The following is a 17,741-nucleotide window of genomic DNA, read 5'->3' as shown; positions in this document are numbered from 1 at the left end:
AAAAAAATTTATTATCTTATCTTATACTATTATACTATTAAAAATAAAGAAAATAATCATATTATGCTGTAAATATTTCTGATTAAATATGAACTTAAGACAAATGAAATAGGTAAGATTAATAAATTAATACCTGTCATAATGAAAATTAATTGTAAATTATTATCTTGTAGCACTAACCCTGTCATTATAATACTGGGAATTAGCAAAGGCATAATAAATATGCCGATAAAATTAGCATTAACCCTAAAATAGCTTTGCATACTACCCGATAACACTACTAAGCTACTTGATAAAATTAATACAAGCCAGACGCTGATAAAGAAAAATATTATTTCTAGTAAGGTTTGGCTGAAAAAAACATAAATAATAGGTAATGTTAAAATTATCCCTATCGTACTACTTATAAATATCGCAAAAAATTTAGCCAGTACTATTTTAGTTGGATTAACTACAGATAACATTAATTCTAAGCTTCCATCTTCTAAATCTGACTTAAATATAATAGAAGAAAAACCAATCAATGAAATTAACAAACAAATTACAGAAAAAATTAAGCCAAATTTCTTGATATCTTCATGGCTGTTGATTAAAGTAGTGCTAATAATACAAAATAGAAAAAATATCATCAGATATTTAATCATATTATTAATACGATTCTGCACGATAAATTCACGTTTGATTAGTAAAAACAAGCTATTCACAATTGTTAAATGAGTTGTAAATTGAGTACATAATAGCAGAAACTGTTAAACCTATGCCTATCTCTACAGCAAATATTCCTATATGTTGAGCAGTTAGCCTATCGTTAATAAAGTTTGCTAGAGAATAATAGTTTAAGTAATTGTCATTAAAAAATAGTGATATTACACCAGTAAATCCGTATATCATAACACCTAAAGCAGCAATGGTTATTAATGTATTTACTGAAAAATATCGATTTAACTTTTGACTACCATATACTAAATCATAAGCAATAAGAGAAGAGGCAAATATAACGCCCGCTTGAAATCCGCCACCAGGTGATGCTTCCCCATTAAGCTGAATATACAAGCTATATAAAATTATATAAGGTACTATAAAAATAGAGATGTTTTTTATTATTTTGTATTCTTTAAGTAAAACTGTCATCCCGTGAGCCCGCCACGGGATCTTGTGTTGTATATTATGTTCTATAGCATCTTCTTTTTTTTTCGATGAAAATACTAATAACACAGAAATTCCAGCAATTAAAATTACGCTAGTTTCGCCTAAGGTATCATACCCACGATAACTAGCTAAAATAGCTGCTACAAAAGATGGTATTCCAATATCCTTACTAGTGTTTTCTACATAATATTTAGTTAGATGTGTGTGAAGTAGGGCATGTTCATCACCATAATTTGTTAGTTCAATCCCCATGTAAGTAAGAGTTACTACAAATAATAAACATACAAAGCTTGCTGGAATAATTCTAGTTCTTTGGATTATTTGTAAGTTAGAGGGTAATTTGCGTAATAAATTTAAATATACGCAGGTTGATAGGCACGCTCCAAGGGCTGCTTCAGTCATCGCAACATCTGGTGCATCCATAAGTAAATAAGATACACCAATTAATAAGCTAAATGCTGAGCTAGGCATTACTGCTTCCAATAAATCTTTAGCTAAAATGATTTTAATCGAAATGATAACAAGTAAAAAAACAATAAGATTAAGTAAGTAATTGCTTAGATCAAAATTTAAATGCATAAACATTGTTTTACTTTTTCCTAAATTCCTGCTTTCGCAAGGATAGCATTGAAAGTAGTGATCCTTTACCAAGAGCGTGAGTTGCTACCGGATTTAATAAGAAAATTAATAGAGCAGCTAGAAGCAGCTTAAGGCAATTAAAAAAGTTTCCTGTAAAGCATGCAAAACCTATTAAGCAAATTGGTACTCCAAAGCTTTCAATAACACTTGCGGCGTGTAGTTTTGTATAAAAATCAGGAAAACGAAAAAAACCGATAATACCTGAAAATATGGAAAACAGCCCAATAATTACTAATAATATACCGATGTAAGATAATATCATATTTTTATTTTAAGCAGGAGAACATAGCGTTGTTATATGAGTTGAAAAATATATTATGTCATTCCTGTTTAGGTATTGTTGCGTGGTTCTGATGTTATTCCGTTGATCGCAGGAATCCAGCATAAAGCAAGATAACCTACGCTTTTAATTTTAAAAATTTGCTGTATTTATGCTTTTTTTCTGGATTCCTGCTTTTAGCTAGGAATGACATACAGGACATTTTTCGAACCATGCAATACCACCAGTTTTTTTCCGCAATAACGTTGAAATTAAATTACTTCTCTCTGAATGCCTTAAATGCTGTGTCAATTACAGGATCAAGGAGATATCTAAGCAATGTTCTAGTTCCAGTAACGATCTGTACTTCGGCTTGCATACCTGGATGTAATTCCAAATTTTTTATTTTAGCAATTCTGTTAAATTCATCCATATCAATCTCTACTCTAGCAATATAGTAGTTATCTTGCTGACCAGGATGTTGTCTTTCATCTTGAACAATATCCGGTGATATACTGACTACTTTACCGGTAAATGTTGGGGTAGTACGTGATTTAAAAGCACTAAAGCGTATTTTTGCAACCAGTCCTTCATGTACTGAATCTATATTTTTTTGTGATACTTTTGCTTCTATAATTAATGGATCGTTAGTAGGTGAAATTTCCATAATAGTCTGTCCATGACCTATATAACCACCAATTGTATGATGTTTTAGATTATTAATTATACCATCAACAGGCGATTTAATTACTATCCGATTAAGTGAATCAGTTAAAGAGTTATATTTTTCTCTTAAGCTTGCTGCCTGTACTTGGGCTTCACGAAGTTCGGTTAAAGTTCTTTCAGTATATTTATTTTGTTGAGTTATAATACTAATTTGAGCTTCAGTAATAGAATGGTGCGTTCCTGCTATTTCCGTGTCAGTCGTCGCAACGTCACTTTTTGCACTAGCAACTTTTGCTTCTTGTTCTAATAAAGCAGCTTTCTGTACAAAACCCTTTTCTTTTAAAGTTTTTAAAGCTTTTAAGCGATCTTGATAAACCTCGGCTGTTTTAGTTGCAGCAACTTTTTTTGCTTCTAAGCCTTCAACTCTCTTTTCAAGTTGAGAAATACGTTGTTGCAATGCATCTTTTTCTGAATTAAATACTTCTTTTCTTGATCTAAATAAATTTTCCTGGGTGTGCATTATTTTAGCGACTTCCGGTAAATTAATATCTTGCATTAAAAAATCAGAAAATTCTATTTGTTCTAAATTATCACGCTCAGCAATTAAACGATTTTCAGTAGCTAAAGCAGTGCGATATTGACTTAAAGTGCTCTCATGGTCACTTTTTATTCTGGTTTCTTCAAGTTCTATTAGCTTATCACCTGCTTTAACTTTATCGCCTTGTTTCACGTAAATAGCTTTGATTATTCCGCCCTCATGATGTTGAATTGTCTTCTTATTTGTGCTTGGCATTAATATTCCAACTGCAACAGCTCCACTATCAAGTGGTGCGACAGCCATCCAAACACCACCGATTAATACTAAGAAAATAATAACATAAATACCAAAAAGGATAGGTGATCTTGCTGTTTGTGCAACATCATTACGATCTTTATCGGCTTTTTTGGTGACAAAATTAACAAACCTATCAAGCTTTAAAAGTAAAAATTCTATTGCGTGTGAGGTCTTTTTTAGCGCCCCATTGATTAAAGCTTTACGTTTAGAGCTTTGACCTTTAAGGCTTAGTGAATTTTCTCTCAAGGACAGTAATTGCTTTAACTGTTCCGGCGTAATTTGAGGTTTATTGTTTTTTAAGTCCTGCATAATATTCAATCATTATTATTTTTTGTCATTGTGAAGAGCTTAGGGCATTGCCCGCATAGGCGGGAATCCAGAAAAAATATCATAAATACAATAAATTTTTAAAACTAAAACTCGATTTTATCTTGCTTTATGCTAGAGATTCCCGACTATGCGGGAATGACATCAGAGCCATACTTTAATTTTCACTATACGCTCCTTTTAGTCGTGTAGCTCACGACGATTTTGCACTATTTATTATTAATATGAATTGTGCCGCCTTTTAAAGTTTTAAAGTAGTTTTGAATTTCATCTGGTGTTCCATGAACTGCAACAGCTCCATCCTGTAATATTAATATTTTATCAACAACTGATAATACAGAAGGTCTATGTGAAATTACAACGACTGATATTCCTTTTAGTTTTGCTTGCTTTAAAGCACTCGCAAGTGCTACTTCTCCTGCTTCATCTAAATTAGCATTAGGCTCATCTAAAATTACTAGTTTTGGATCACCATAAAACGCTCTAGCAAGTCCTATACGTTGTCTTTGTCCGCCTGATAAATTAGAGCCAGCAGGACCTATATCTGAATCATAACCGTCAGGAAATCTTAATATCATTTCATGAGCACCGGCTAGCTTAGCTGCTTCGATAACTTTTTGTGGATTAGCATTTTCTTCCATTCTAGCAATATTTTGCTTGATGCTACCACTGAAAAGCTCTATTCCTTGAGGCAAATAACCGACATGTCTGCCAAAATCTTCTCTATTCCAACGATAAATTTCAGCCTCATCTAAACGTACTGAGCCTGAGGATTCTCGCCATACACCAACTATGATTTTAGCTAAAGTTGACTTTCCGGTTGCTGATGGTCCAATAATTGCTAAAATTTCACCTGGTTGTACCGCAAAACTTACACCTTTTAAAATATATTTTGGTGTAGGTGGTTGTGGCATATATTTTGGAATAGGGTGAGCATAATAAATATTTTCTACAGTTAAATGCCCCTCAACATTTGGAATCGGCATTGCTTCGTCACGAGAAGCATAAGTATTAAATAGGTTGTTAATATTTTTGAATGATTTAATAGCTCCGCTCATGCTTTTCCATAACTCAATAGCATTATCAAAAGGAGCAAGTGCTCTACCAACTATAATAGAGCTCATAATCATATTACCAGGAGTCATTGACGCACCATGAGTTTCTACAACAAGATAAGCACCAACGCCAGTAACTGCCATTTGCATTATGTTACGGATAAATCTTGAAAAGTTAGAAATAATGCCATTACGATAGCTAGCAGTTGATTGCTTATCAAGTGCTGCTAAGTTAAATTTATGCCAGTTTTTTGTGACATTTTTCATCATCCCCATTGCTTCGACTACTTCGGCATTTCTATTAGCAATGTCGGCTTGCGTCATACCTTTAATTGAGAATTCTGTAGCTTCACCTAAGGTTTTGTTAGTAGCCGCCGCATTAAAAAAAGCAGTTGAAACTATCACAATTGCACCAAAGACCGTAATAAAACCGATATATGGATGAATCGAGAAAATAACAGCAATATAGATCAAACTCCAAGGTGCATCAAATAAGGTATTAATTCCGGTACTTGTTAGAAATGTTTTAACGGATTGAAAATCACGTAATAGCTGGCTAGATCCCATATTTGCACGTGTTGCTGCTGCTGAAATCGAGGAAGCAAAAATCACCGGTGCTACTGTTCTATCAAGCCATTCCCCCACTTTTATAAGAGTAAAAGAACGAGCAATTTGCAGTAAGCCGTAAACAAAGTAAATGTAAGCAATTATTATCGACAGATATAATAAGGTGTATAAATTACCACTACCAAGTACTCTATCTAAAACTTGCAAAGAATAAAGGGGGGTAATTAGCATTAGTAAATTAATTACAAAGGCAAACCAAAAAACTATCCAGAAAGCTGTTCGGCACTCTCCAAGTGCTATCATCAAAGGATTTTTTTTATTTAAGGCAGTGTTTTTATTATCCATATTAATTATTTTATAAATAATTTAATTAATTCTTCAGCAATTTGAACGCTATTTAAAGCAGCTCCTTTACGTAAATTATCACATGTAATCCATAAATTTATGGCATTTTCTTTACTCGCATCATCTCTAATACGTGAGACATATACAGCGTCTTCGCCCACTACTTCAATAGGTGAAATATAAGCAGCATCTTTAGTTTGTGAAATTGTAATAACCCCGTCTGCATCTTCTAGTATTTCCTCAACTTCTTTAGCATCCACTTTACTACTAAATTCTATATTAACGGATATAGAATGACCAACAAATACAGGTACTCGTACAGAAGTTACGCTAACTTTAAGATGATCACCAATGATTTTTTGTAGTTCTAAAGCAATTTTTGACTCTTCGCTTGTATAACCATCTTTATTTAAATCGCCTATGTGAGGAAATAGATTGAATGCAATTTGTTTTGGAAATATATTGGGGTCCTTCTCTTCATAGATATATTTAGATTTTGTTTGATCGTAAAGTTCATCCATTCCTGCTTTACCTGCTCCGGATACTGATTGATAAGTAGATATTACAACTCTTTTTATCCTTATTTCATTATCTAATGGTTTAAGTACGACTGCAAGAGGAATTGCAATGCAGTTGGGATTCGATATAATATTTTTAACAGCAAAGTCTTTAAGTGTTGATAAATTAGCCTCAGGTACAATTAAAGGAATATCTTCGCTTAACCTAAAAAAAGAAGATTTATCGATAACAACACAATTTTTAGCTATAGCACTTGGTATAAATTTTTTTGATACTTCTGAACCTGCTGAAAAAAGTGCAATATCTATTTCTTCAAAATCTAAATCATCTAAGCTGCTTGTTTGTAATACTTGTTCGCCAAAACTAACTTTTTTTCCAATAGAATTATTTGAGGCAACAGCATAGATTTTACTAATAGGAAAATTACGTTCTGCTAAAATATTTAAGGTTTCACGACCGACATTTCCAGTAGCACCGATAACAGCAATATTATATTTCTTAGTCATTTTTACTTAATTAATCCAATAAGTTTTTCACCGCCAATAATATGAAAATGGAAATGAAAAATAGTTTGTCCGGACTTCTCGCCTTTATTAGTGATTAAGCGATACCCATCTTTATCTAGACCTGCTTTATTTGCTATATCAGAAATCTTAGCAAAAAAATGCTTTATTTCTTCCACTGAAGCTTTAGAAATAAAATCGGCGTAATCAATATATTCATTTTTAGGTATAACAATAATATGTACTGGTGCGACAGGTGCTATATCTTTAAATGCTAAAACCTGCTCGTCTTCATAAATTACTTCTGCCGGTAAATTTTTATTGATAATCTTTGCAAAAATATTTTCTTTATTGTACATAACTATTACGCTCCAAAAATTTTAATTCAGCTTCTACTTGTGAACCAGCAATTACTATATCTTTAAGCGTATAATCATTTCTTTTTAAATGATTTTCTCTAATATCAGCAGCAAAAAAACCAAATATTAACATAACAATTAGCTTTAATGCAAGCGTTAACTCCAATATGTTAATTGTCATTGCTACTATGTTTATTGCTATAGCTATAATAACAGGTAACCACATTTTATGGTATAGTGCCCAGAATACACTTAAAAGAGCTGCTGTCCATGAAAAACTTTCTTTAATGACAATAAAATTATTATTTTTTTGTGTAAGGTTAATGTATATTGCGTATATATTCATTATTTAAATCTTGAAAATTCACAGGAAAATGAATAATTATAACTGTACTCGATGAACTTGAAAAATTGGCTACGTCGTCTCAATAAGATCTGCGGTGCTCACGTATTAAGTATATGCTCCGCTCCTTGACTTATAAACTCCTTGCTCTTTTCCAAGTTGATCTTCGTATACTAGTCTAAGTAATAATGAATATATTACTTAATCAGCAAATTAATATCAATAAATTTTACATTATGTCAGATAATTTAGCCTTACATGGCACTACAATACTTTGTTTAAAAAAGAACGAAGAAATAATTATAGCAGCAGATGGACAAGTTTCACACGGCAATACAGTATTAAAATCTACTGCTCGAAAATTACGAACTATAGCAAATAATAAAATTATTGCAGGTTTTGCTGGTTCTACTGCTGACGGGCTTGCTTTATTTGAAAAGCTAGAAGTAAAAATAGAGCAACATAAGCATAATTTGCTTAGAAGTGCAGTTGAGCTTGCAAAAGATTGGCGTAGCGACAAATATTTACGTCGTTTAGAAGCAATGATGATTGTTGCTGATCGTAATCATATATTAATTTTAACTGGTAACGGTGATGTTGTTGAACCAGAAAATAATGTTGCCGCAATAGGCTCAGGTGGTCTGTTTGCCTTATCGGCAGCACGTGCTTTAATGTCTTACGATAATCCTCTAACTGCTGAAGAAATTGCTTTAAAATCTATGAATATAGCAGCAGATCTTTGTGTATTTTCTAACCATAATATTATAACGGAAAAAGTTGTATGAAATCTACTAAAACTACTAATAATAAAAAAGACCCTATGGGGCTTACCCCATCCCAAATAGTTAACGAGCTTAACAGATTTATCGTAGGTCAAGAGAAGGCTAAAAAAGCCGTTGCTATTGCTCTTAGAAATCGTGGTCGTCGTAAAAGAGTAGAGGGAAACTTACGTAATGAAATAGTACCAAAAAATATCTTAATGATAGGTTCAACAGGAGTCGGTAAAACAGAAATTGCAAGAAGACTTGCTAAACTTACTAATTCTCCTTTTTATAAAATAGAAGCAACAAAATTTACCGAAGTTGGCTATGTAGGGCGTGATGTAGAATCAATAATTCGTGATTTAGTAGAAATAGCTGTTAATACTCAAAAAACGATAGCTAAAACAGAAGTAGATATTAATGCACGTGAGAAAGCAATCGAGAGAGTACTAGATAGTCTAGTAGGTAAGACTTCAAGTAACGAGACGAGAGAAAAGTTTCAAGAAAAAATCTTAAGTGGCGAGCTTGATGATACAGAAATCGAAATTAATGTAGCTGATACAGCACCTGTAGGCGGAGGTAGCTTTGAAATACCTGGCATGCCTGGAGCATCTATGGGAGTGCTTAATCTTGGTGATATGATAGGAAGAGCTTTTGGGACGACTAAAACTAAGACAAAAAAAATGTTAGTTAAAGAAGCGATGAGTATAATTTTATCAGAAGAGTCTGAAAAATTAATCGATCAGGAAAAAATTATCCAGCAGGCAATTAATCTAGTTGAAAATGATGGGATAGTATTCATTGATGAAATTGATAAGATTGCCTCAGTAGCTAATTCTGGAGCAAAAAATTCTGAAATAAGTAGAGAGGGCGTGCAGAGGGATTTACTACCTTTGATTGAGGGAACAACAGTTAACACAAAATATGGTCCTGTTAAAACCGATCACATATTATTTATTGCTTCAGGAGCTTTTCACATTGCAAAACCATCAGATTTATTACCTGAATTGCAAGGAAGATTACCTATTAGGGTAGAGCTGAATTCATTAACTAAAGAAGATATGATCAAGATATTACTTGAGCCTGAAACTAGTTTAATAAAGCAATATTCGGCTTTAATAGGTACTGAAAAGGTAGAACTTGAATTTACGAATTCCGCTATAGAGAAAATTGCAGATTACGCTACTACAGTTAATTTAGAAATCGAGGATATAGGAGCAAGAAGATTGCATACTATACTTGAAAATTTACTTGAAGATATAAGCTTTAGAGCTAGTGAAATGCAAGGTGAAAAAATATCTATAGATGATAAATTTGTAGAAAATCAATTGTCAAAAATACTAACTAATCCTGACTTAACAAAGTTTGTTCTGTAGTATACTTTTCCAATTAAAAGTAGTTCTCATAAAAAATGATAATTCATATAGCAAGTCTTACATTCAACGGGATTGATATCACTGATGTTGATGTGCAGGTACAAATATCTCCAGGTATACCTGCCTTTACCATAGTAGGGCTTGCTGACAAAACTATTGCTGAGTCAAAAGAGCGAGTTAAAGCAGCTTTATCTTCTATAGGGCTTGCATTACCCACCAAAAAAATCTTAATAAATTTAGCTTCAGCAGATTTAGTAAAAGAAGGTAGCCATTTCGACCTTGCAATTGCTTGTGCAATACTTACTTCTATGAATATTCTACCGGAAGCTGAAATAGCGGAATATTTAATCTCTTAGGGTTTAATTCCCCGAAGCTCTGCTTCGTGATATACTAGATGCATGGAAGAAAGCAGTTATATACATAAAAGTGATAATGTCACAGTACTAATATATCATTTAGTAACACCGGCAAAGTATAGAAGAGTAATATTCAATGAGGAACTAGACGATTATTTATGTAAAATTTGTGAGGACATAGAAGCTCGTTATGAAATTAGATTTTTGGAAATAGGAGTAGATAAAGAACATGTACATTTTTTACTACAGTCAATACCAATGTATAGCCCAACAAAAATAACTCAAATCATAAAAAGTATTACATCTAAGGAAATGTTTAAGAAATATCCAAATCTTAAAGAAAAATTATGGGGAAGTGAGTTTTGGAGTAAAGGATATTTTATGAGCACAGTATGTAAACATGGTGATGAGCGGAAATTACGTAATTATGTAAAAAATCAAGGTTCAGACAAACCTTCTTATAAAGCATTTCAACAAAAACAGTTAAAACTTTTTGGATAGATACCTCGCAGCTCTGCTGCGAGGAGTATCATTTATAGAGGAAATTGAAAAGCTAAAACAGAGATTGAGAAACTTAAGAAATAATTTAGAACTTTTAAATAAAATGAAAAAAATTTACTTCATAGCAGGTGAGGCATCGGGAGATTTTATCGGTGGTCGTATAATTCAGAATCTAAAAAATGATCAAGAATTAAAGATTATTGGAATAGGAGGACGAAATATGGAAGAAGCTGGCAATTTTGAAACCTTGTTTCCGATATCTGAAATAAATTTTATGGGTTTCTTTGAAGTAATACCGCATATTTTCAAGATAAAAAAATTAATTAATAAAACAGTTGAAGATATAATAAATAATAAACCTAATATATTAATTACTATTGACTCGCCTGGTTTTACTTACCGCGTGGCAGCTAAGGTAAGAGAGCGTTTGCCAGCACTTAAGATGATTCATATTGTTGCACCATCAGTTTGGGCTTATAAAGAGGGCAGGGCAGCAAAATATGCAAAAATCTATAATTGTTTATTTGCTCTACTACCTTTTGAGCCACCATATTTTACTAAAGTTGGGCTTGATTGTAGGTATATAGGTCACCCAATAATGGAGCAGGAGTTTTATAGTGATAAGGCAGCTTTGCGACAAGAGCTTGAAATAGATGAGGATACAAAAGTTTTATGCGTTACTCTTGGAAGTAGAAAAGTGGAAATCTTAAGGCATCTACCAATTTTTATCCCTGCTATTGAAAAAGTTTATGATAACCATAAAAACCTTATGGTGATATTTCCGCTTGCAAATCCTGATCATGAAAGAATAATAAAGCCTTTTTTAGAAAAGGTTAGGTTTGATTATATATTCTCATATGAAAGATTAAAAAGCTATGCTGTCTCTGACTTAGCATTAGCCAAATCAGGTACTAATACTTTAGAGATAGCAGCTTCCGTTACTCCTATGATTGTAGCGTACAAAGTTAATGTTTTTAGTTTTATTATTATTAGGTTATTAATAAAAATCAAATATGTTACTTTGATTAATATAATAGGGAATAGAGAAATAATTCCGGAATTTATTCAATTTAATTGTGAAGCTAATCTTATTAGTGGTAAATTAAAAGAGTTATTGTTAACTTCTCAGGAAGTTGATAAGCAAATAATGGAAAGTCACAAGATTTTACAAGAGTTAGGGTTTAAATCAAACATATATCCATCTTATTTAGCTACAAAAATTATTAGACAAGAATTCTTAAAATAATTTTGTTAAAAGAGAAAGGTTTTTGCTTGAACCGCTCCAAAGCATTTTTTGTGTCATAAAAAACATTAATACTAATATAACAATAAAATATATTTCTATACTTTTTTGCATAGTATTAATCTCAGGAGTTTCGCACTTAGAGCCTGTCTTGAAAGTGTATTGAGAACAAAAACAATACACTAATTCATAGCAAGCAGTTTACAATTTGTATAAAAAAGCAGTAATTTTGCTAAAAATTGTAAATTTTTTGATACATCAAACAGTGCTAAAGTAATATGTTGCAGTACTATTTAATGAGCATATTCGTCTTTCAAGATAGGCTCTTAGCAAAGAATATGGTAATCTAGAGAAAAATAGTTTTAGATAAAAATGACAAGATCAAAATGTAGCAAAGATTTATATCAATCGTTTTTACAAGCAAGTAGTGTAAGATATACTGGCAAAGCATTATCTGAAGTAAGCCCAGTAGATCTATCGCACGATAGTGCAAGTCGATGGTTAAAGAGTAAAGATTTTCGCCCTAGCGAAATCTATAGCAAAGTGTCAAAATATCTTGATCTAGAGGAGCCTTGTTTATTAGTAGGAGATGACACCTTATTGTCAAAGCAATACAGTAAGAGGATCGAGCTTGTAAAGTATCAATATTCTGGGGCTGTACATGATGTTATACCTGGTATAGGAATGGTAAACTTACTGCATTACAATACTCAAATTGATCAATCTACTCCTGTAGATTATAGAATATATGATAAAGAAACTGATGGCAAAACAAAGAACGAGCATTTTTGTGATATGCTTACTTTAGCTAAAGAAAGAGGTATCAATCCTGATGCCATAGTCATGGATGCTTGGTATAGTGGTTTGGATAATTTAAAACATATACGTAATTTAGGTTGGATATGGGTTACTAACCTAAGAAGAAATAGAAAAGTTAATCGTAATGTTAGCTTGGACACTTTGGAGATTCCCGATGAAGGGCTAAAAATTCATCTACGTGGATACGGTTGGGTAACGGTATTTAAGTTTGTGGCAAAAAATGGTCGCATTGATTACATAACAACTAATTTAGAAAACCCTACACGTGAGCAAATAGAGAAAATTGTTAAGGCACGTTGGTCTATAGAAGTTTATCATCGAGAATTAAAACAAACTTGTGGTATTGAAAGCTGTCAGGCACGCACGGGTCGAGCTCAAAGAAATCATATTTGCCTTGCTGTATTGGCATGGCTTGATATGAACAAAAGGAGGATAAATGAAAAAATTACTTTATATCAACAAACTTGGGAAGTTATAAAAACATCAATTCAGAATAACATTAGATGGCTTCTAACTGATATGCAATTTTCCTAAGTGCGAAACTCCTGAATCTGTTTCATTAAAGCTTTTAAATCATGCGAAATTTTCTTTTGTTCTTCAATAGTGTCAGAACGCATTGTCATTAAGAAACCTGAAATGCTTCCTAATTTATTATGCAAAGATTTTAGCTTATCGCTTTCGTTATTTTTTGGATCGTTGTCTTGATCTTGTGTCATATTATATAATGCCTCTTATTAAGATCAGTATATATAGCAAAAAGCAATAAAGTTGATACATCAAATTTGGAGGTTCATAATTTCTAAAATAGAGTGATATCTACTATAATCTTTTAATATAATCCAAATATTTCAGTGCTAAATTTTTAAAACTCTTGATCTCTTTTATAAGAAGCATATAATTTTTAGCAAATATATGATCTTAACCAAACTTTAAGTTATTTCTACTACATGTTATTTTGAATGTCAAGAAAAACCATATTTCATGGTAACATTATTATTTTCTAAGTTTTATAAAAAATGTTAAAAAATATATTAAAAATCAAATTTTTTTAGCCATACTATCTTTAATTACATTTATTACCATATTAAATTTTGGTGTATTTTATATTTTTGTACCGGGTAATTTAGCTCAAACTAAGACAATAATTATCGAGCCTAAATTATCTATAAACCAAATAGTTACAAAACTTTACTCTAATAAAGTAATAAAATATCCGGAAGTTTTTAAAATAATTGCTAAAATTTACTCCATAAAAAATCCTCTTAAAAGTGGAGAGTATATTTTCACGCATAATATATCGCCGTTGCAAACTTTAAGAGTTTTAGCAAGCGGCAAGTCTGTAATACATAAAATAATAGTGCCTGAGGGTACTGTAGTTCAGGAAGTTGTAAAAAAAATTAATGAAGAAAAACGTTTAATGGGGGAAATAAAAGGAATAATACCTGAAGGATATCTAATGCCATCAACCTATTTCTTTTCATACGGAGATCAAAAAGAACGAATAATAGACCAAATGAGAAATCTAATGTCTAATAACTTAGATAAAGTGATGTTAAATCTTTCACCTGATTCTCCATTAAAAACTAGACTTGATATATTAACGCTTGCGTCTATAGTAGAAAAAGAAGCGGGTTCTGATGCAGAAAAACCTATCATTGCCGCAGTGTTCATTAATCGTTTAAAAAAGAATATGAAGCTGCAAGCTGATCCTACTACTATATATGCTTTAACGGAAGGGAAGTTTAAGCTAGCAAGAGCTTTAACTAAAAAAGATTTATTGCAAGAATTGCCATATAATACTTATTATATTAAAGGTTTGCCGCCAGGACCAATTTCCTGTCCCTCATTAAAATCTCTAGAAGCAGTGGTAAAACCTGCTAAAACAGATGCATTATTTTTTGTAGTTGATGGAAAAGGTGGGCATAATTTTTCTAATAACCTTAATGATCATAATAGATTTGTTGAGATGTATAGGAAGAGTTTAGTAAAACCCCCTATAATTGACCCTGAAAAACCAAAAGAAAATTATGAATAATAGTGAATTTAGTAAAATAGCTGAGACAGTAATTGCACATATAGCAGATAGGATTGAAGAACAAAATCAAGACATAGATGTAGACCTACAAAGTGATATATTAAATATCGATACAGCTGACGGCACATATGTAATAAATAAACAAAGTGCAGCTAAGGAAATTTGGTTATCATCTCCTGTTAGCGGACCTTACCATTTTTTCTATGAGCAAGGGAAATGGAAGAATAAAACCGGACTAGAGTTGATGAGTATTTTAACTGACGAGCTTGGAATTAATTTTTAAAGAGTTAGCTAGATTTACATAAACTTAAATCCTTGTCAATAACATCAGAATCTATATTTAAACAATCAAGTATAGAGTGGAAAACGTAATCGTGGCTAATTTCATTATTGGCATAATTTTTAATTGATGCTACTGATTCAGGATGTTTTTGCTTGAATTCATCTGACATCCAGACTAGAAAGGGTACGGTTGTTTGTTCTGCAATTAGTGGTCCGCCATGACCATAATAGCCGTTTTCCCCTAATGATTCGCCATGATCAGAGACATATAATAGAAATGCATTTTTATCTTTTAGCAAATCTATTAAATTAGACAAAAAAAATCGGTGTATAAAATAGAATTATCGTAGCTATTAACAAGTGCTAGCTGCTCGCAGTTACTTGCATCAGACTTAATTTTACCACTGCAAATAGGAGTAAATTGCTCAAATTCTTTAGGGTATCTTGCGGTGTAATTCCAATGGCTACCGGATGTATGAACTACTATAAATTGTTTATTTGAATTTGAAATTATTTCTTGTACAAAAGGAAGCATTTTTCCATCATGATCATTTAGGGAAAATAAAGCAGAGCCCCCAGGTACTATGGTAAAATTAACGTCATTATAAATAGTGCCTAAGTCAAAATTTGCAAAATTTCTCATTAAAGTTTGTGTACCGATCCAAGTAGTATTAAATCCTAAACTAGTTAAAACTGCTAAAAAACTATTTTCAAATTTATTATTTTCAATTTGATTTGCCGGATAACGGGAAAGCAGAGACGGTACGGAAATATAAGTTAAGTTTGATGCGGATTTAGCTTTAAAGGAAGTAAGATTTTTAATATTTTTTAATCGGGGTGTTGTATCACGCATATAACCATTAATACCGAAACGATCAAATCTTGCTGATTCTCCTATAACTAAAACGCCAATAATATCTGCATCGGAATTATCCACGAAATTATACTGCTTACTAATGTCTATTTGAGCATGATTTTTACCTCCTAGGTTTCCAGCAAAATTAAGATAAGTATTATGTAAATATTGAACAGGAAAGTAGTTTTTTAATATTTTAAAGGATGGAGTAATAACATTATATAAAAAGATAAGTAAGCAAGCTGCTGATAATAGTTTTGTGATGAAAGATTTAGTATCAGAAGTGGCAAAAGATTTGAGAGTATAAAGACAAGCAAATAAGCTAAAAATTATCCATATTATTAATTTAATACTTATAAGTTCATAAACTTCGTTTAAATCTGTTGAAAAAAAACTACCAATTACTTGTTTAGTAGGAGTTACCTTAAAGAAATAAATATAATAGCTAGCTATTGCAGAAGTGATAAATAAAAAGCATGAACCAAATTTTAACGCTAATCTATGTACGCTAAGACCAAAAAATGCTATAAAAGAAAATATATAAATATAGCAAAAATCTTTTGATAGTTCTAATATTCCTCTAAAGATTGTTGCTTTATAATAATCAAATTTATAAATTAATATTGCGCTATTGAATAATAAGCAGTAAATAAAGGCTAAAATTGCCGATAATTTAATTAATTTGATATCTAAATGTTTTTGAATATTTTTTAGCATATAATAAAATAATTATATAAATTTTGTACACAACCTATCATGATCATAAATAATCTTCAAGAATTTTATCGGCTTTTATTACCAAATGCACCTCTTATCTCTATTGATTACGGCAGCAAAAAAATAGGCATTGCTATATCTAATCAAGAACGCAATATAGCCATGCCATTGAATATTATCACTGAAGCAAATAAAAAAGCAATCATAGCTTCTTTACTTGAGAAAATTGAACAATATAAAGCTTGTGGTATTGTAATAGGCTTGCCAATTGACATGAGCGGAATACAGACGGAGCAAACAGCTATAGTGATAAAATTTGCTGAAGAATTGACAAAATCTATAAATTTACCTATATATCTACAAGACGAACGACTCACTACAAAAGCCGCAAACAATTTTCTAAAATCATTTGGTATTAAACGAAAAGAACGTAATAATAATGATGATGCAGTAGCAGCTAGTATGATCTTAGAGACAGTCCTTAATTCTATTAACAAACTTTAGGTTCGAGTCCTCTAGGGCTTGCCATAGAGGACTATTTTTGAATTGGAACAAGAAAACCCTACCAGATCAAGGAATAAGTGGGTGTGAAAAACGCTTTTATATTAAATTTAAAAAATGTTTCCAAGTCGAACCTTTAAATAGCTTATTATATTAGGGTTTTAAGTATAGCTTATTCCGTAAATGTAAGAATGGTATAAAGCAGAGGACTATTTGCTAACCTAGAAAATGTGAATTTATTTTTGGAACAATTAATATTAATATGTAAATAATTTTTATGGAAGATTTAAACAGCTGGAAAGAAAAATATGAAGTTTGTGAATATGCTAAAAAACTTCTTGATAAAATTGAGGATTTAAACGCCAAAGTAAAAAACCCTATAGATATTGATGAAATTAAAAAAGGTATTTATTACGCTCGTAAATATCATGGTCTTCAAATGCGTCAATCAGGTGATCCGTACTATTCCCACCCTATTGAGGTAACTATAATGCTTGCAGAGTTTGTAGCGTATAATGCTCCAAAGCTTTACAACGCTATCATGTTACAAGCAGCATTGCTTCATGATACTATTGAAGATACGGAACTTACTGAAGAAATAATTACTTAGAGTCTGTCTTGAAAAGACATAAGAAATAACAAAACTTACGCTATGTTTTATGATAAATGGTTTAATACTGGGGTTTTATTAAAATCCTCTAATATGAATAAACAGCTTCCAGTCAAGC

Annotated in this window: 18 protein-coding genes and 2 pseudogenes; 10 read left to right on the top strand and 10 right to left on the bottom strand. The window is 31.6% G+C overall.

Features of this window, described 5'->3' with window-relative positions; translation table 11 throughout:
- Positions 1-56 precede the first annotated feature (56 nt).
- The 8 genes from ACOAL3_RS04735 to ACOAL3_RS04700 form a co-directional block, all read right to left on the bottom strand.
- Positions 57-704 (bottom strand): heme exporter protein CcmB, encoded by a 648-nt coding sequence (locus tag ACOAL3_RS04735; RefSeq protein ID WP_395476447.1) that lies wholly within the window; start codon positions 702-704, stop codon positions 57-59.
- Complete coding sequence (locus ACOAL3_RS04730; RefSeq protein ID WP_419235508.1) at positions 697-1,734, bottom strand: DUF4040 domain-containing protein; 1,038 nt, start codon at positions 1,732-1,734, stop codon at positions 697-699. Before ACOAL3_RS04730 ends, ACOAL3_RS04735 begins: the two co-directional genes overlap by 8 nt.
- A 4-nt stretch (positions 1,735-1,738) precedes the next feature.
- A complete protein-coding gene (locus ACOAL3_RS04725) occupies positions 1,739-2,050 on the bottom strand; it encodes a Na+/H+ antiporter subunit G (protein ID WP_419235507.1) in 312 nt (103 codons plus the stop codon).
- 274 nt (positions 2,051-2,324) lie between these two features.
- Positions 2,325-3,857 carry an HlyD family type I secretion periplasmic adaptor subunit gene (locus tag ACOAL3_RS04720; protein ID WP_395476442.1) on the bottom strand — a complete coding sequence of 511 codons (1,533 nt, stop codon included), beginning with the start codon at positions 3,855-3,857 and terminating at the stop codon, positions 2,325-2,327.
- A gap of 227 nt (positions 3,858-4,084) precedes the next feature.
- Positions 4,085-5,842: a type I secretion system permease/ATPase gene (locus ACOAL3_RS04715; protein ID WP_419235506.1), complete on the bottom strand. Its 1,758-nt coding sequence runs from the start codon at positions 5,840-5,842 to the stop codon at positions 4,085-4,087.
- 5 nt (positions 5,843-5,847) lie between these two features.
- Positions 5,848-6,867 (bottom strand): aspartate-semialdehyde dehydrogenase, encoded by a 1,020-nt coding sequence (gene asd / locus ACOAL3_RS04710; protein WP_395476440.1) that lies wholly within the window; start codon positions 6,865-6,867, stop codon positions 5,848-5,850.
- A gap of 2 nt (positions 6,868-6,869) precedes the next feature.
- The gene (locus ACOAL3_RS04705) at positions 6,870-7,223 is read right to left on the bottom strand and encodes an HIT domain-containing protein (RefSeq protein WP_012152003.1); all 354 of its coding nucleotides are present in this window, start codon (positions 7,221-7,223) and stop codon (positions 6,870-6,872) included.
- Entirely contained in the window at positions 7,213-7,569 is a 357-nt protein-coding gene (locus ACOAL3_RS04700; RefSeq protein ID WP_419235505.1) for a DUF2628 domain-containing protein, read from the bottom strand. The genes ACOAL3_RS04705 and ACOAL3_RS04700 overlap by 11 nt, the downstream gene beginning before the upstream one ends.
- A gap of 233 nt (positions 7,570-7,802) precedes the next feature.
- On the opposite strand from ACOAL3_RS04700, the gene hslV reads away from it, so the two are divergent.
- The 6 genes from hslV (at position 7,803) to ACOAL3_RS04670 (ending at position 13,156) form a co-directional block, all read left to right on the top strand.
- Positions 7,803-8,351 (top strand): ATP-dependent protease subunit HslV, encoded by a 549-nt coding sequence (gene hslV / locus ACOAL3_RS04695; protein WP_011477485.1) that lies wholly within the window; start codon positions 7,803-7,805, stop codon positions 8,349-8,351.
- Positions 8,348-9,703 (top strand): ATP-dependent protease ATPase subunit HslU, encoded by a 1,356-nt coding sequence (gene hslU / locus ACOAL3_RS04690; RefSeq protein WP_419235504.1) that lies wholly within the window; start codon positions 8,348-8,350, stop codon positions 9,701-9,703. The genes hslV and hslU overlap by 4 nt, the downstream gene beginning before the upstream one ends.
- Before the next feature lie 35 nt (positions 9,704-9,738).
- Positions 9,739-10,059: a magnesium chelatase domain-containing protein gene (locus ACOAL3_RS04685; protein ID WP_419235503.1), complete on the top strand. Its 321-nt coding sequence runs from the start codon at positions 9,739-9,741 to the stop codon at positions 10,057-10,059.
- 42 nt (positions 10,060-10,101) lie between these two features.
- The gene (gene tnpA / locus ACOAL3_RS04680; RefSeq protein WP_419235502.1) at positions 10,102-10,560 is read left to right on the top strand and encodes an IS200/IS605 family transposase; all 459 of its coding nucleotides are present in this window, start codon (positions 10,102-10,104) and stop codon (positions 10,558-10,560) included.
- Positions 10,561-10,663: 103 nt separating this feature from the next.
- Positions 10,664-11,806, top strand: a complete 1,143-nt coding sequence (lpxB, locus tag ACOAL3_RS04675; RefSeq protein WP_419235601.1) for a lipid-A-disaccharide synthase — start codon at positions 10,664-10,666, stop codon at positions 11,804-11,806.
- 369 nt (positions 11,807-12,175) lie between these two features.
- Positions 12,176-13,156 carry an IS701 family transposase gene (locus ACOAL3_RS04670; RefSeq protein WP_419234551.1) on the top strand — a complete coding sequence of 327 codons (981 nt, stop codon included), beginning with the start codon at positions 12,176-12,178 and terminating at the stop codon, positions 13,154-13,156.
- Here ACOAL3_RS04670 and ACOAL3_RS04665 read toward each other — a convergent pair.
- Positions 13,153-13,338: a hypothetical protein gene (locus tag ACOAL3_RS04665; RefSeq protein ID WP_419235501.1), complete on the bottom strand. Its 186-nt coding sequence runs from the start codon at positions 13,336-13,338 to the stop codon at positions 13,153-13,155. The two genes, ACOAL3_RS04670 and ACOAL3_RS04665, sit on opposite strands and share 4 nt — an antisense overlap.
- Before the next feature lie 314 nt (positions 13,339-13,652).
- Here ACOAL3_RS04665 and mltG point away from each other — a divergent pair, with 314 nt between their 5' ends.
- A complete protein-coding gene (mltG, locus tag ACOAL3_RS04660) occupies positions 13,653-14,657 on the top strand; it encodes an endolytic transglycosylase MltG (RefSeq protein ID WP_419235600.1) in 1,005 nt (334 codons plus the stop codon).
- On the top strand, positions 14,650-14,940 hold the full coding sequence (gene cyaY, locus ACOAL3_RS04655; protein ID WP_395476432.1) for an iron donor protein CyaY: 291 nt from the start codon (positions 14,650-14,652) through the stop codon (positions 14,938-14,940). Before mltG ends, cyaY begins: the two co-directional genes overlap by 8 nt.
- 4 nt (positions 14,941-14,944) lie before the next feature.
- Here cyaY and ACOAL3_RS04650 read toward each other — a convergent pair.
- Positions 14,945-16,512, bottom strand: a pseudogene (locus ACOAL3_RS04650) (phosphoethanolamine transferase).
- 39 nt (positions 16,513-16,551) lie between these two features.
- On the opposite strand from ACOAL3_RS04650, the gene ruvX reads away from it, so the two are divergent.
- Together ruvX and ACOAL3_RS04640 are read left to right on the top strand one after the other, a co-directional pair.
- The gene (gene ruvX, locus ACOAL3_RS04645; RefSeq protein ID WP_395476431.1) at positions 16,552-17,016 is read left to right on the top strand and encodes a Holliday junction resolvase RuvX; all 465 of its coding nucleotides are present in this window, start codon (positions 16,552-16,554) and stop codon (positions 17,014-17,016) included.
- Between the two features lie 274 nt (positions 17,017-17,290).
- A pseudogene (locus ACOAL3_RS04640) lies at positions 17,291-17,620 on the top strand (HD domain-containing protein); the annotation flags it as partial.
- Positions 17,621-17,741 lie beyond the last annotated feature (121 nt).

This window comes from Rickettsia endosymbiont of Nabis limbatus (assembly GCF_965196655.1).
Classification (GTDB): Bacteria; Pseudomonadota; Alphaproteobacteria; order Rickettsiales; family Rickettsiaceae; genus Rickettsia.
This window is presented reverse-complemented; position numbering and strand designations above follow the sequence as displayed.